Origin of the sequence: Nitrospira sp. (assembly GCA_037045225.1) — a bacterium.
Taxonomy (GTDB): domain Bacteria; phylum Nitrospirota; class Nitrospiria; order Nitrospirales; family Nitrospiraceae; genus Nitrospira_A.
Genome location: JBAOHZ010000009.1, coordinates 3,192,922 through 3,207,500, shown reverse-complemented (window position 1 = coordinate 3,207,500; position 14,579 = coordinate 3,192,922). Strand labels below are relative to the sequence as shown.

16 protein-coding genes and 1 rRNA gene (1 of these 17 running past the window's edge) are annotated in these 14,579 nt (G+C 59.1%); 4 read left to right on the top strand and 13 right to left on the bottom strand.

Annotated elements, in window-relative coordinates:
- A 16S ribosomal RNA gene (locus V9G17_15990) occupies nt 1–359 on the bottom strand (it extends 1,180 nt beyond the left edge of the window).
- A 424-nt stretch (nt 360–783) separates the two neighbouring features.
- Here V9G17_15990 and V9G17_15985 point away from each other — a divergent pair.
- Nucleotides 784–1,692: a molybdopterin-dependent oxidoreductase gene (locus tag V9G17_15985; protein MEI2754098.1), complete on the top strand. Its 909-nt coding sequence runs from the start codon at nt 784–786 to the stop codon at nt 1,690–1,692.
- A gap of 63 nt (nt 1,693–1,755) precedes the next feature.
- Here V9G17_15985 and V9G17_15980 read toward each other — a convergent pair whose 3' ends face one another.
- The 8 genes from V9G17_15980 to V9G17_15945 form a co-directional block, all read right to left on the bottom strand.
- Nucleotides 1,756–2,829: an enolase C-terminal domain-like protein gene (locus V9G17_15980; GenBank protein ID MEI2754097.1), complete on the bottom strand. Its 1,074-nt coding sequence runs from the start codon at nt 2,827–2,829 to the stop codon at nt 1,756–1,758.
- Nucleotides 2,830–2,857: 28 nt separating this feature from the next.
- Nucleotides 2,858–4,486: a GH3 auxin-responsive promoter family protein gene (locus V9G17_15975; GenBank protein ID MEI2754096.1), complete on the bottom strand. Its 1,629-nt coding sequence runs from the start codon at nt 4,484–4,486 to the stop codon at nt 2,858–2,860.
- Between the two features lie 8 nt (nt 4,487–4,494).
- Nucleotides 4,495–5,370: a sterol desaturase family protein gene (locus V9G17_15970; protein MEI2754095.1), complete on the bottom strand. Its 876-nt coding sequence runs from the start codon at nt 5,368–5,370 to the stop codon at nt 4,495–4,497.
- Nucleotides 5,364–5,846, bottom strand: a complete 483-nt coding sequence (locus tag V9G17_15965) for a hypothetical protein (protein MEI2754094.1) — start codon at nt 5,844–5,846, stop codon at nt 5,364–5,366. The genes V9G17_15970 and V9G17_15965 overlap by 7 nt, the downstream gene beginning before the upstream one ends.
- A 211-nt stretch (nt 5,847–6,057) precedes the next feature.
- Complete coding sequence (locus tag V9G17_15960; GenBank protein MEI2754093.1) at nt 6,058–6,603, bottom strand: hypothetical protein; 546 nt, start codon at nt 6,601–6,603, stop codon at nt 6,058–6,060.
- A 179-nt stretch (nt 6,604–6,782) separates the two neighbouring features.
- Nucleotides 6,783–7,244, bottom strand: coding sequence for a DUF302 domain-containing protein (locus V9G17_15955; protein MEI2754092.1), 462 nt, complete (start codon nt 7,242–7,244; stop codon nt 6,783–6,785).
- 41 nt (nt 7,245–7,285) lie between these two features.
- Entirely contained in the window at nt 7,286–7,873 is a 588-nt protein-coding gene (locus tag V9G17_15950) for a pseudouridine synthase (protein MEI2754091.1), read from the bottom strand.
- A gap of 129 nt (nt 7,874–8,002) precedes the next feature.
- Entirely contained in the window at nt 8,003–8,611 is a 609-nt protein-coding gene (locus V9G17_15945; GenBank protein MEI2754090.1) for a hypothetical protein, read from the bottom strand.
- A gap of 268 nt (nt 8,612–8,879) precedes the next feature.
- Here V9G17_15945 and V9G17_15940 point away from each other — a divergent pair, with 268 nt between their 5' ends.
- Nucleotides 8,880–9,746, top strand: coding sequence for a neutral zinc metallopeptidase (locus V9G17_15940; GenBank protein MEI2754089.1), 867 nt, complete (start codon nt 8,880–8,882; stop codon nt 9,744–9,746).
- 35 nt (nt 9,747–9,781) lie between these two features.
- The gene (locus V9G17_15935; protein ID MEI2754088.1) at nt 9,782–10,225 is read left to right on the top strand and encodes an FUN14 domain-containing protein; all 444 of its coding nucleotides are present in this window, start codon (nt 9,782–9,784) and stop codon (nt 10,223–10,225) included.
- Nucleotides 10,226–10,236: 11 nt separating this feature from the next.
- Here V9G17_15935 and V9G17_15930 read toward each other — a convergent pair whose 3' ends face one another.
- The gene (locus V9G17_15930; protein MEI2754087.1) at nt 10,237–10,791 is read right to left on the bottom strand and encodes a Slp family lipoprotein; all 555 of its coding nucleotides are present in this window, start codon (nt 10,789–10,791) and stop codon (nt 10,237–10,239) included.
- A 154-nt stretch (nt 10,792–10,945) separates the two neighbouring features.
- On the opposite strand from V9G17_15930, the gene V9G17_15925 reads away from it, so the two are divergent.
- Nucleotides 10,946–11,980 carry a trypsin-like peptidase domain-containing protein gene (locus tag V9G17_15925; protein ID MEI2754086.1) on the top strand — a complete coding sequence of 345 codons (1,035 nt, stop codon included), beginning with the start codon at nt 10,946–10,948 and terminating at the stop codon, nt 11,978–11,980.
- A 9-nt stretch (nt 11,981–11,989) separates the two neighbouring features.
- Here the strand turns inward: V9G17_15925 and V9G17_15920 are convergent, their stop codons facing one another.
- The 3 genes from V9G17_15920 to aroC form a co-directional block, all read right to left on the bottom strand.
- Nucleotides 11,990–12,787: an ATP-binding cassette domain-containing protein gene (locus V9G17_15920; protein ID MEI2754085.1), complete on the bottom strand. Its 798-nt coding sequence runs from the start codon at nt 12,785–12,787 to the stop codon at nt 11,990–11,992.
- 41 nt (nt 12,788–12,828) lie between these two features.
- The gene (rnhA, locus tag V9G17_15915) at nt 12,829–13,299 is read right to left on the bottom strand and encodes a ribonuclease HI (GenBank protein MEI2754084.1); all 471 of its coding nucleotides are present in this window, start codon (nt 13,297–13,299) and stop codon (nt 12,829–12,831) included.
- A gap of 149 nt (nt 13,300–13,448) precedes the next feature.
- Nucleotides 13,449–14,567, bottom strand: a complete 1,119-nt coding sequence (aroC, locus tag V9G17_15910) for a chorismate synthase (protein MEI2754083.1) — start codon at nt 14,565–14,567, stop codon at nt 13,449–13,451.
- Nucleotides 14,568–14,579: the final 12 nt, after the last annotated feature.

The window sequence follows — 14,579 nt, the reverse complement described above, 5'->3', positions numbered from 1 at the left end:
CTGCCTCCCGTAGGAGTCTGGCCCGTGTCGCAGTGCCAGTGTGGCTGATCGTCCTCTCAGACCAGCTACCCGTCAAAGCCTTGGTAGGCCGTTACCCTACCAACAAGCTGATAGGACATGAGCTCATCAAAGAGCGCCGCACTCACAGTGTGGCTTTCCCTCCGAACCCGAAGATCCGGAGGCGTACGCGGTATTAGCCAACCTTTCGGCTGGTTATTCCCCACTCGATGGTAGATTACCCATGTATTCCTCACCCGTTCGCCGCTTTACAAGTGTATTGCTACACCTTCTCGCTCGACTTGCATGTATTAGGCGCGCCGCCAGCGTTCGTTCTGAGCCAGGATCAAACTCTCATAAAGGTTCTACTTGAATTGGACCCGAGGGCCACCTCTTCAATACACCTTACCTTACTCATTTCTCGCTCTATTCAGTTGTCAAAGAACTGTTTCGCGTTCGTCACGCGAGCCGCGCAATCTACTACGCGGGGCCGGCCTTGTCAAGAGGGCCGAAACTTATTTTTTTGATCTGGGGTTCCTGAGAATCCGTCGCAGGTCTTACAACCGCATCGGCCACTAGGCTGGATCAAACGTGCATCCTTATACCAATCTGGGTTTTCAGAGTCAAGCCTTGCAAAGATTTTTTTAATATCGCAGAGTATTTCTTATGAAAAACTTGATCGCAATGAAACGACGAAATCTTCTAAAGCTCACTGGAATTGCGGCTGTCGCTAGCCTCACGGGGGGATGCGACGCAGTGGGATCTTTATTTGGGCGGATGTTCGCAATGCCCCCCCGCGAGACCAATTACTTCACCGAAAACAAAAAATTCTATGTCGTGAACTACTCTGACTCCCCTTTTAACGTGTCCCGCGACCTTCGACAGGACGAATGGCGGCTCACGCTGAAGGGTGAAGTGAAGAAATCACTCTCCCTGGGCTGGCGGGACCTGTTAAACCGCGACAATTTCGAACAAGTCTCTACCCTGATGTGTATCGATACCTTGCCCGGAGGCGATAGCCTGGGAAACGCACGCTGGCGCGGGATTTCGCTCAAAAAACTCTTGCAGGACGCGGAGGTTGATGAAGACACAACTCGCGATATCGTCTTCCGCGGCGCGGACGCGTACGACGACAGCATTCCCCTCTCACGCGCCATGCAGGACGATGTGATGCTCGCATTTCTCATGAACGGCGAGAAGCTACCGAAAGAGCACGGATTCCCACTACGCTTGTTGGTACCGGGTCTTTATGGCATCAAAAACGTGAAATGGATTGTCGAAATCGAGGCCTATGCAGGGGATTATCGCGGATATTGGCAACGCAAAGGGTGGACCGACGACGCCACGATCAAGACATTTTCACGGATCGATTCCCCCGGACACTACCAGACGCTACGCGGCCCCGAACAACGATTCCGCGGGATCGCCTTCGGCGGGCCGAACTCCATCAGTCGGGTTGAAATCAGCTTGGATGCAGGCAGAACCTGGGATTCTTGCGAAATTGAAACGCCGATGTCGCCCTACTCCTGGGTCATTTGGAACTACACCTGGCGCCCGTCGAAACGTGGCAAATACCAAGTCGCGGTTCGCGCCATCGATAGTAAGGGGCACCCTCAGATTGCCGAACTCATTCGACCACAACCGGCAGGATCGAGCGGACTCCACACGATTATTGCGGATGTGGAAAGCCTGTAATCAAGCACGGTAAACTACGTATATGCGCCGAACCAGACGCGCCCACGCAAACCATCCTCCCGCTCACTGCGCAAACGATAACCCAAGACCAGGGCGGGTGGAGTAGCGGTCCATCGCAAGACGCCCGCCTCTTCCAAACATCAACGGCGGGTCGCAGAGATCATACTCGAGCAAGTGCGTCCCAAACGCGCCTTCCTGAGCCAGCAGGATGTCACGATACCGGTCCGCAACGGTCAGCGCCGCCCTCGTGAGAATGCTGGTTTCCCCCACTTGTGCGCCGACGACGATCGGAATACCGAGCGACTTGGCCTGCGCCGCGACGGCACTGGCGCGCAGAATTCCACCCATTTTCGAGACGCGAATATTGACGATCCACGAGGCAGGCGTGTCGCGAATCAGCGAGAATTGACCGAGCCGTACGAAACTCTCGTCCAGAATAATCGGCACACCACATTGCCGAGACAGTGCCAGGCATCCCTCGTAATCACCGACCTGCAACGGCTCTTCCAGCGCAACGAATGCACCCTCTAAGCGGTGAATATACTCGCAGGCCTCATCCGCGCGATGCCAATGATTGTTGGCATCGAGCCGCGCACGGAGCCCCGGTATGCCGGCAGCCTTGAGCGCGGCCACGCGCTCACGATCAGCCGACAGATCGCCCATAATCTTCAATTTGAAATCAAGACACCCTACGGCAAGATACTGATGCAACTGCTTCTCGAACGAGGCGAGCGTCTCCCCGCCCAGCACGGCCGAGTATTGAAACGGTCCGGACAACGGTGTACCGCCGAGCAGTACCTCAATCGGCTGTTCAAACTCTTGCCCCAACAGATCAAGATACGCCGTCTCAACGGCGCACCAGGCCGCCGGGTTTCGATCCACCAGGTCCGCGTGTGCGGTTTCCCAATCCCACAAATCCTCGACAGACGAACATGTCATCCATTCAGCTTGATGGGCACGAAAGAACTCCTGCGCGCCGGCTATGGTTTCTCCGGTGACGTAATGCCGAGGGCATCCCTCCCCCATCCCGACCAACCCACGAACAGACGCTGCACGGACCAACACCGCTTCAGTTTTGCTCCGTGTGGCCGAGGCATGCGTAAACGCCTGCCGGAAGGGAATCTCCAACGGTGTCATGGTCACGCTACGCACATGCATCCTATATTCAGCTCCCATACTGCCAAAAATCGAACGTGCACTCATGGACATATTGCAGACGAATCAGCTTGAACTGCGCCTCCCGCTGCCCCTTACTGACGCAATGCTGCCGATAGGCATCCCCGGTACCCGGGCGTACCTGCAGCACGCGAGTCGGCTGCAGTCGCCCGCTGGCCCGTTTTGCCTTGAACTCAATATTCATCGCCGAGAGTCGTTCTTCTAACTGCCGCTCCAGCTCAACCGGCAGTGCAGCATGTTCCACGCACAGCGTGTAGCGCAGCGCCTCGACGTCGGCCAGCATGACAAAAAATTCCGAGCGCATCCCATGTACGTTCAGAACCTGCGCCACCGCCTCAGTGACCTGATGCTCATAGAGTTTCTCCCCTGTGATATTCGTAACCCCCTTCCCTTTTTGGAGAAAGCGGATCGTGGGGGTTCGATTGAAAAACCCCGTCACTTCAATGATGTCATTCATCGCATACCGGTAGAGCCCGTTCCTGGTGGTCACCAGCACGGCGTATTTTCGGCCCGTTTGCAGGTGATGGAGCAAGATCGGCTTAGCGCCGGGCGCTTCCTCCTCAACCTCCGCGAACTCGAAACAATTCTCATCCAAGGTCGGCACACAGCGGTTGTTGAGGACATCCACATTCACCGTCCCCAAACATTCGCTCGAGAGATACCCCATCTCAATCACCCTGGTCCGTGGCGGCAGCAACGCGCGCAGCCCAGCAATCAACACCGAGCAATTTCCACCCGTCCATGTCACCACGGCCTGCAAATTCGGCCACAGCGTCGCGCAATCCAGTCCCCCCGCGTTCGCGACGAGGGCCTGGAGCTGCAACAATCGCGCGGAACTGACCGGGCAGGACTCGGAAAGTGAGTCCACATCCGGCTGTGACCTACCTGCCAACATCTCCAGCAATGTCGGGAACTCCGAGCGGATCACCGCCAACAACTTCAAGATCGTCGACGGATTGGGCGTGGCCAGTACCGAAAGTGTAGGATCTGCCAAGGCTCGGACGGCAATGTTGAGATAGCGCTGCCGATAATCCGAGCTAGTCGAGCCCCCACCTCGAAGCAGGCTTTTTCTCCGAATGGCCCCGGGCAGACAGTCGAACATCAACCCCGACATCGACCCGAATGGAGTCCCACCCGGCAAATAGCCCTCGATGGTGTGACCGCTGATCACCAGCACACTTCCGTCATAGATGGTTGGCACTCCCTGCCATTGCGCATACGCAAACAGGCGCTGATAGCGGCGAATCGCGTCCACGGTTTCCTTGAGAATCGGAATATGTTTCGGCATGCCGGTCGTCCCGCTGGTTTGGCTAAACAGAACCGGCGGGTCGGACGTCAACAGGAGCTCGCGATTTTTCTCCTGGGCCTCGATGGCAAATCGCAAATCTTCATAGGTGCAGATCGGAACTTCACGAGCAAACTCTTCATACGTTCGCAACGTGTCAAACCGATGGGTCTGCCCGAAAGCCGTGCCGGCCTGACGGCTGAGAATATCCCGCAACACCGCCTGCTGAGCCCGCTCCGGACAATGCGTCTGGGCAATAAAAGGATTCCAGTCTCGATATTTCGTCAGCATCAGGGACAGCGACAGGGCGGGATCATGGAGCCATCTGAACATCCGGAGGCTCACACCGTCTGCTTATCGAGACCGGGGGTAAAGGGTGCCGCCATCTGATCCACAAAACCACTCGGATAACGCCGATTCATCAATCCTAGCGCGCCGACGGCGCGATCTGTCGGCAAGTACCGGGATCCGAAAACCACATCCCAGACAATCAAATGGTTGCCGTAGTTGTGATTGGATTCCTCCTTCCGCATCGAGTGATGCCAGCGATGGAGCTCGGGCCCGCTGACCACATAATTCAGCCACCCCAATCGCACATCCACATTGGAATGCTGAAAGAACCCGTTCACGGCATACCAGACAAAGTACAGACTCAGCACCTCTTCCTGAACGCCCAGCGCAATGAACGGCAAGGCGTCGAACAGGAATTGGAGCCCCTTGTCGATGGGATGAAATCGCCCCACATTCAGGGTATAGAGCCGCTGCGGAGCATGATGGACCGCGTGAACACGCCAAAGCGGCTGCCACTCATGACTGAAGCGATGCAACCAATACCGCAGGCCATCGACGATCAGCACCATCAATACCGTCTGCGCCGGAACCGGCCAGTCATGCGGCCACCAGGACGCGACGCCCCAACGCCGTCCGTTAAGAACGTCGACGATCACGAACACCGATGTCGCCGCCAAGACCTTCGGCAGCACGACATGCACGAGTGCGAGAAAGGTCGAGTCCTGAATGACTTCAGCCCGCGACGGCCGCCAGTCCAGTCGATAGGGCAAGCATCCCTCCAACGCCATGATCAGTACGGTCCCACACGTAACCGGCACGTAGGTCGCGACCAATACGCCCGCGCCCATGTGAAACAGCGCCAGATTGCCGACGACGCAGGCCAGTAACAGGGCGGGGTAGGCCGCAGACCGAAGCAGTGTCAGCACAGCGCACCGCTCTCGGCAGAAGGAGACGAACCGGCATCACTTGTTGTATGAAAGAAGCCCAAGACGAGTAGAAAACACGCCAGCACCAGATGAAACAGCGTGGGCAGCGTCGCACCAAACCAGAAGTGTTCCGAGGCGATGGTCAGTCCCACGACGAGCCGAATGCCCATCGCGATGAAGTAGACCCACCCCAAGGCCAGAAACCACCGCGCCTTCTTGGCTGACGGCACGACGGTCCCGGAGAGCACATTCCTGACCACTCGAGCGCAGGCCATCAGAATCAGCACCTGAAACGCCACCAACAGCGGATACGGGAGCGCTCCACTTTGCCAGGTTTCAAATGATGGCAATACGGCTACGGGTGAGACGGATTGAACCAGCTGGGCTACGACACGACAGAGGAACAGGAGCAACAACCCAAGCAGCAACCAACCGTAGGAGTGAAACGCGCGCGGACCTGAAGCGGAATCAGCCATAACCCCCTTATTCTATGTCGCAGCCAAGTGCAGACAAGAAAAAAGGGATTCTTCAAAGGCTCAGCAGGGAACACCTGATCAGTCGGAGGGCGGCTGGGGCAAGGAAGATGGAGGTCCAGCGGGGAGAGCAGCGGACCAGTAACACATGGAGACAGCAGACGGGCACAGCCCGGCGTCGAAGGGCGTAAGACTGGAAGAATTACAGGCGTCCTTAGCGGCTCCCCGTATCCATACGGGCACCGACAAAGGTACTGGCGAACAACTCCACCATCGCACGTACGCCTTTTCGGACCGCATCGGAGACTTCGTCCCTCGGTCCATAGCCGAGAATCGCTTGATTCCACAGGCTGCCGGGCGTTTTTTGCGCCGTATAGGATCCGGCATTGCAGTCCACATGATAGGCAGCAATATATTGTTCGCCCACGGTCCAGACCTCGCAGATAAAGAATCCGAGTTGGTTGGGTCGCTCGGGCGCATCTGAAGAAGGACCACCGGACGCTTCGAGCGCAATCCCTGGCACTTTATTGAGCAACGTCACCCTCGTGACATCGGTCAACTCCGCCCCGTTGATACCGAGCTTCTCCGCGGTACCCTGGGTCTGCACTTCAACCGCCACGAATTTCTTAATATGCCGCATGTCGGACACCGGCAGCGAATCCGGATTGGCACCGAGCACAGCCGTCGCCGGCCCGAGGCCGGTCTCACACAGCGCCAGCAACAGGGCGAGCCGGCCCACGGCCATTGTCTGTGACCACATCGTCGCTCTCTTCGTTCGCCTCACACGATTCAACGGTACCTCCACCCCACGTGTCCCCCTCACCCGCTTCTATCCGATCGTTTGACGGAGCTGGGCGAAACGGCATGCCGCAGCCGCCATGCCGCCCATCTTAATCCTCTTCATGGCGTTTTCCAACGCACCGCGTGATGACGCCGGCATTATTCGAGCGTTCGCTCCAGCAATGCCCCCACCGGATCCAGTCTGGCTGCCAGATCCGCCGATAACCCATGCCGCAACGGCAGGAGCGCGGGTGTATTGTACGTCAGCCACACGCGACCGGCTTGGTCCTGCCACGCCAGGGCTTTCATCGGCAAGTCGATGGCCACAGTCGGCACCGCCAACATGAGCGCCGTGCCACCCAGGGGATTGCCGAAGATCAGCAACTCGGCCGGTGGCATCTCCAACCCAACGTGCTTCGCCTCATCCGCATGATTGATACGAGCGAACAATCTCATCCCTTTCTCGGTCACAGCCCGTTCGATCCGATTGATCGTCTCAGCCACCGAATAGTGACTCGGCTTGGTTCTGAGCGTGTCATCAGCCTGAGCGGGGGACACGAGGGCGTAGAGCCCCAGCAGCACGCTACACACCATACACATCATCCGAACAGATCGTTTCATGCACGTCACCTCCTCTCACAACGGCCACAAGCGTCCGGTTTTCAACGCTCACGAGAGAGCTCCGCCGCCTCATCCTTGGTCAAGTCCCGCCATTGACCGGGCAACAGGGCTCCCAACATGATCGGGCCGATCGCAACCCGCACCAGTCGCAACGTAGGATGGCCGACCGCCGCCGTCATCCGTCGCACTTGGCGATTTATACCTTCGCGCAAGGTGAGTTCCAGCCACGCGGTGGGAACATGTTTGCGGAACCGAATCGGCACAGACCGCTCCGGGATCGGAGGCGACTCCGGCAGGAGACGCGCCTCTGCAGGCCTCGTTCGGACTCCGCCGAGCACCACACCTGCCCGCAAATGCTCCATCGCCGCCGCATCGGGCACACGTTCGACTTGCACAAGATAGACTTTCGGAAGATGGTGCCTTGGATCGGTAATACGATGGGCCAACAGGCCGTCGGACGTCAGCAGCAAGAGCCCTTCGCTGTCTCGATCGAGTCGCCCGGCCGCATAGACGCCTGGCACATCGATGTAGTCGCCCAAGGTCGGACGCCCATCCGGGTCGGTAAAACAGGGCAATACATTGTAGGGCTTGTTGAACACCAGCGTGCGACCGGCACGGTGACCCATCATGCGAACGGCATGCTCCGCCTCACCCCGATCCGTCGCCGGATCACAGGCGCAGTCGTAATGCAGTGGAACACGTTGAAGGAAGGCCTGTTCCGGAGAACCGGCGATGCGGAAGCACTCGAGGCTCCCCGTCTAATCCAATCGCCTGAAGCGCGCGGAGTATTCCTCATGAGGAACCGGTGTGCTGAAGAAAGCGGATTTACTCTGATTCATGATGCGGGTCTTGACCAGCAAACTTCCATCCCCTTCCAAGGTCAATTCCTGCGCAATGTCGGAAATGTTGCGGATAGGCTCTTCGGCCACGCCACCTTCCGAGCGAATCCGATGAATGCGGATCTGGTTACGATCACAGGTAACACGATCCTCCGGCTGGAGGTCCAGTTGATGGGCCGTGATCGCGCCGTCAAACCGATTGACCAACTCCAGCGTGTCCTCGTGCACCAGCTCCACCCGCACTGCTTGCTGCGCGAGATCCGCCGGCACCGCCACGCCTAGCATGGCGTTCAAGGTGAGCTTGTTATCCCGGTTCCGGTAAAAATTCATCGTACCGGGGAGCGGTTCCCCCTGCAGTTCATACGTCCCGCCGATCTTCGGACATTCCGGCCACGCGAGACTTGGCTTCAAGGTCGGCGGCAGAGGCGTTCCCGACGATTGGCAACCGGAAAAACCAATCAGTCCCGTCAGTGCTAGGAGAACAACAGGCGCGCAGATCGATCCCGGCCGGTGCATCACGTTGATCATGGCATGAGTCTAGCGAAGCCATCATCCGCCTGTCCAGTCAGATTATGTCGATCCTCTTGGACAGGCCGACGCACTGTATCAACTTGCACCATCCACCGGCCGTGATTACAGAGGCCGCAGGTTTGGACAGGCCACGCGATGGATGCGTACTACGCGCTAGGGACTCCCCAGGCTTGCTCCATGACGCCAAATGTGGTTCCATCGGCCCGATCCCTCACACTCCTCGTCGGTCGATCACACACCCGGATGTTCAACAAGGAGCCCTGCCATGCGATGGGAAGGTCAACGCGAGAGCCAGAACATCGAAGATCGTCGCGGGATGGGGGCGGCCAAGTCCGGCATGGGCCTGGGACTAGGCGGCATCGTCCTGGTCCTAGCTGTAAGCTTCCTGACCGGAACCAACCCGTTGACGTTGTTGAATATCTTGAACGGCGTTCAGGACATGAGCGCCCCATCGGCACCGGACGGCCAGGGGCCGACAGGGCCACCTCACGACGGCCTCGGTAAATTTGCCTCCGTGGTCCTAGCCGATACCGAAGACACCTGGCGGGTCCTGCTCCCCCGATTGGGCGGCACGTATGAAGATCCCCAGATGGTGCTGTTCACCGGCGCCGTGCGCTCTGCCTGCGGCACCGCCTCATCCGCCGTGGGGCCGTTTTATTGCCCCGGCGACCACAAGGTCTACCTGGACCTCTCCTTCTTCAACGAGATGGCCCAGCGACTCGGCGCGCCGGGCGACTTCGCGCAGGCCTATGTCATCGCACATGAGATCGGCCACCATGTCCAGAACCTGCTTGGCATCGCCGACAAAGTCACCCGGCTGCAGCAACGCGCCTCGGCCACGGAGCGTAATGCCCTGTCGGTGCGGATGGAATTACAGGCCGATTGTTTTGCAGGGGTCTGGGGGTACCATGCGCAACACAGCCGCAACCTGATCGAACCCGGTGATTTCGAGGAGGGGCTACGAGCCGCCGCGGCCATCGGCGATGACCGCCTCCAAAAGATGGGGCAAGGCCACGTGCAACCGGAAAGCTGGACCCATGGATCTTCCGAGCAACGAATGACCTGGTTACGGCGCGGCCTCCAATCCGGCGATCCCAATACGTGCGACACCTTCTCGAGCGGGCGCACGTAACCCGCCGCACGCCATCACGTCCACAAGAGGTCCACATGAGTCTCTTCGATCTGCTTCAATCAACTGCGGTTTCGCAGACGCGGGAAGCCTTCACCCCGGAACCACCGTGGAAGGCGAAGACCGTCATCGCAGCCGGCCTCACCACCCTTGCAGGCATGGCCGGCTGGATAGCAGATCTCGCGCCGTTGGCCGTGGCGCGCTTCGGCGGAAGTTATATCGGAGGATTTTTCCTCGGGTGGGCGTTTCGCCGATTCGTGAAACTGGTCTTTGTCATTGGAGCCTTCGCCGTTGCCGGCCTCGCTCTGATGAAAAACTTCGGCTGGTTGACGACCGATTGGGGACAGGTCGAACGGCACATCACACACCATCTCACCGCCGTCCGACAAGGCGCCGAAGGGGTGAAACAGTTCCTCGCCAGTTATTTGCCGGCAACCGGGGCCGCCGCAGCCGGAGTGTTTCTGGGCTTCAGAAAAAAATAACCGGCAGGGTGTCAAAACCCGATACTGATTCCCCCGCCAGATCGGCTGCCGCCGCCGATGCCAACGCCACCGAACACATTCCACCAAGGGCCCGGCGCGCGACGGTCCTCCACTCGCCGAGGAGTCCAGCGATGCAAATGCTTGACCTCCAGGGTGGGAAACCGATAGTCGGCCTCATCCATTTTTTCGACCGCTGCCCCCGTCACCTCGCCGACAATCGTCACTCTGGTGCCGTCCGCTATCGTGGCCGGATCAAGAAACTCTTTCTGCAACGCGAGAAACCGCCCTTTCGACTCCATGCGGTCGGTCATCGGCTCCTGCTCATCGTCCAACGGAAGTTGCAACACCTCCAGTTGAGTGCCGCCCTTCAAGGCTTTGGCTTTGAGCACTTCACCAGCCCACACCACAACCTTCCCGCGGTAGGAATCGGGAGCCTCCAGCACCTGACTGAACGTCACGGTCTGGTCGATCTGTGGTTCGAGCGACTCGGGGATGACCGACGTCGCGCACCCGGCGGTCACAGCTAGGAGTCCCACTACCAAAAACTGGCGTATCTGCATCAGCATGCAGTCAGTATAACGCCGCAGGAGAGAGGATGCCACGGCAACATTCCCCCTCAGTTCCATCCCCCTCGGCGCAGCACACGACCACATTCCATCCGCTCCCGCCCCTGGGCTATACTGCAGCTCTGACGACATTCTCACGAAAGGAATCCTCTCTATGTCGCGTTCGGCACTTCGTTCCGCAGAGCAGATTGTCCGTGGTGCGGTCGGCCTGATGGCCGGTATGAGTCTGGTCGCAGGCATCTTCACCACCGAAGCAGCAGCCATCGAGGCCACGGTGCTGGATCGCGCGAAGCTCGCCACCATCGGCGTCCTAGAAGACACGCAAGACCAGCGCACACCGGACAAACCCGGCAAGATTCTGGTGCGTGGAACGGGCTTTCATCTTCGCGATGGCTACATCGTCACGGCGCGGCACGCGGCGGAGAAGCAGGATGTGACGACCGGCAGCGTCATTCAGAAACAAATCCATGTCTTGACCACCGACCTCCACGAAATCCCGGCCGACCTCGTCGGCGACAGCGCGTTCATGGACGTCGTGGTCTATCGCGTCACCGAAGCGCATCGCGCCAAGTTACGCACCGGTGTCGCCTTTGCCCCCGGCGACGTCCAACCGGGGCAGGAAGTCTTCACCGTCGGCTATCCCATGGGCTGGGGCCCGACCATGTCGTTCGGCCACCTGGGCAATACGAACACCTTCCTCCAGACCGTGGACACCCGATTGATTCAAGCCGACGTGGCCGCCTGCAGCGGCAATTCCGGCGGCGGCCTCTTCAACGACAAGGGGGAGGTGGTCGGCATCATGCACGCCATCATCCAGACCGAACGGGACGACTCCACCGCGCATTGCAGCCGGATGGCCTTTGCCATCCCCTCGATGCTGGCTGAACGAATCGTCACCGCCGCCCTGGACGGAAAACCCATGGCCTTCTCCAAGATGGGCATCCACATGGTGGCCGTAAAGGATGGCACCCGGTGGCGCATGGCCGTACGAGATGTGATGGAACCGGCCAAGTCCGCCGGCATTGAGAAACACGACATCATCATCGCGGTGGACGACACCGACATTCAGGATGCGGCCCATTTAAAGAACTATTTGATCGAACGAACCAAGCCCGGACAGCAAGTCAGCGTCAAAGTCCGCCGCATCGATACCAATCTGACGTTTACCGTCACGTTGGCTGGAGGGTAATCTGATCTCTTAGGACAGGCCCGGCAGAGCTTGATACCAGCCGTTGGCTTGGGCGAGGACGATGGCGCGGTCGAAGAGGCTGCTGATGTGATCGTTGGTCAGGAGCGCGGATTTCGGACCGTCGGCCAGAATCTGTCCCCTTTTCAGAAAGATCACGCGATCGACCTCGGGCGGAATTTCGTGCAGATGGTGGGTGACAAGCACCACGGTCTTACCCTTGCGGATCTGCGCGCGCACAAGGTCCAAGTACTGGAAACAGGATTTGAGATCGAGCCCGCTGGTCGGCTCATCCAGCACAAGGACCGGCGGGTCGTGGACCAAGGCTCGCCCGAGAAGAAACCGCCGCTGCTCCCCTGTCGAGAGATGCCCGAAGACACGCGTGGCAAACGATTCGATACCTAACTCCTGCATCACCTCATCCGCTCGGTCGACCTGGTCGCGCGTAAACGTCTGATGCGCGTAGGTATCGTTGCTGGCGTAGAAACCTGAGAGGACCACGTTACGCCCTTCGGCACAGATCAAGTAGTCCCGCTGCAGGTCGTAGGACACGATCCCGAGTTTCTTGCGCACATCCCACACGTTCCAGCCTTCCTCACCAAACAGCCGCACGCGGGTCTCATCCAACGCCAAGGGATGGACTTCGCCGGATAACAATTTGAGGAGCGTAGACTTCCCTGCGCCATTGGGACCGACGATGGCCGCATGTTCGCCCGCGTGGAGGAGGAAGGAAAAGTCCGAGAACACGAGGGTGTCGCCTCGGCACACCGTGGCATGTTGAATGTCGAGGATCGGGGAAGAGATCGTCATGAGAGGGTTAGGTGGTCACAACCGGACCTGTCGCCTGGGCATCACAGGCTACCTGGTCGCGTCCCGCCGACGACTTTACCCAACCGGCGCGACTGTTCGAGCCCGGCTCGTGCCAAAGCATCAGCGCGTTCGTTTTCAGGATGACCGGCATGGCCTCGAACCCAATGCCATTCAAGATGATGGTCGGCGGCCAACGCATCCAGCCGGCGCCACAAGTCCTCATTCTTCACCGGCTCCTTGCTGGCAGTTTTCCATCCGCGCCGCTTCCAATTGTGAATCCACTCGCTGATCCCCTTTTGGACATACTGCGAGTCGGTGTACACACGCGCCTCTACCCGCTCCGGAAGCGACTGTAAGGCTTCAATGACGGCGAGCAGCTCCATGCGATTATTGGTCGTCGCCGGATCGCCACCACACAATTCGGTTTCGGCACCGCTGATACGCAGTAACGCCCCCCATCCGCCAGGACCAGGATTTCCGCTGCAGGCTCCGTCGGTATAAATTTCGACCATTGGTTCGAAGGCCCCTTTCGCTGATACTGACTGATGAACGAGATGCCGCAGGTCTCCCAACCAATGCGTCCCCCTATCCAACCAGGGAGGGATCCCGGCGTGTCTTGGGTTTCGGTGGGAACCGAGGTGATCGACGCGATGGATTCTGACTATCCGGAACCAGCGCCCAGCGTTGAGGAGCCGGAAATTTTCGGCGTCGCCGTCTGCACATCGGCGTTTTGCGCACGATGAAGCAGTGCGTGATCCATGAGCACAAGGGCCATCATGGCTTCAGCGATCGGCGTGGCGCGAATTCCGACGCAAGGATCGTGACGCCCATTGGTTTCGACGGTCACCGGATTGCCCTGCTTATCGATGGAACGGCGCGCGATGCGAATACTCGAGGTCGGCTTAATGGCAATGGTAACGATGACATCCTGGCCGGTCGAAATGCCGCCGAGAATGCCGCCGGCATGATTGGTCACAAACCCTTGCGGCGTCAGTTCATCGCCATGCTCCGACCCGCGTTGCGCGACCGAGGCGAACCCCGCACCGATCTCCACCGCCTTGACCGCATTGATACTCATCATGGCGCCGGCCAGGTCAGCATCCAGTTTCGCGTAGACCGGGGCACCCCACCCGACCGGCACCTGCTCGGCCACGGTCGTAATTTTCGCGCCGACAGAATCGCCGGCTTTCCGCAATTCATCCATGAACGACTCGAGCGTGCTCACAACCCCGGCGTTCGCCGAAAAGAACGGATTGTTGCCCACTGCCTCCCAGTTCTGGAATGGCACATCGATCGGTCCGAGCTGACTGAGATACCCACGAATGACGACACCATGGTTCTCTCGCAGCCATTTCCTGGCAATCGCCGCCGCCGCCACTCGAACCGCCGTTTCACGAGCCGAAGACCGGCCACCACCGCGATGGTCGCGGATGCCGTACTTCTGCCAGTAGGTGTAGTCTGCGTGGCCGGGGCGAAAGGTGTCGACGAGGTTGCCGTAATCACGGCTGCGCTGATCTTCGTTCCGAATCAAGAGGGCGATGGGCGTCCCGGTCGTCTTCCCCTCGAAAACCCCGGAGAGGATCTCAACGGTGTCGGATTCCTGGCGCTGCGTCACATGGCGTGAGGTGCCCGGCTTGCGCCGGTCGAGATCCTGCTGAATGTCTTCGATAGAGAGCACAAGACCCGGCGGACACCCATCCACCACGCAACCAATCGCCGGTCCGTGGCTTTCGCCGAATGAAGTGACGGTGAAGACTCGGCCCAACGTATTGCCGGCCATGGGTTGGATGAC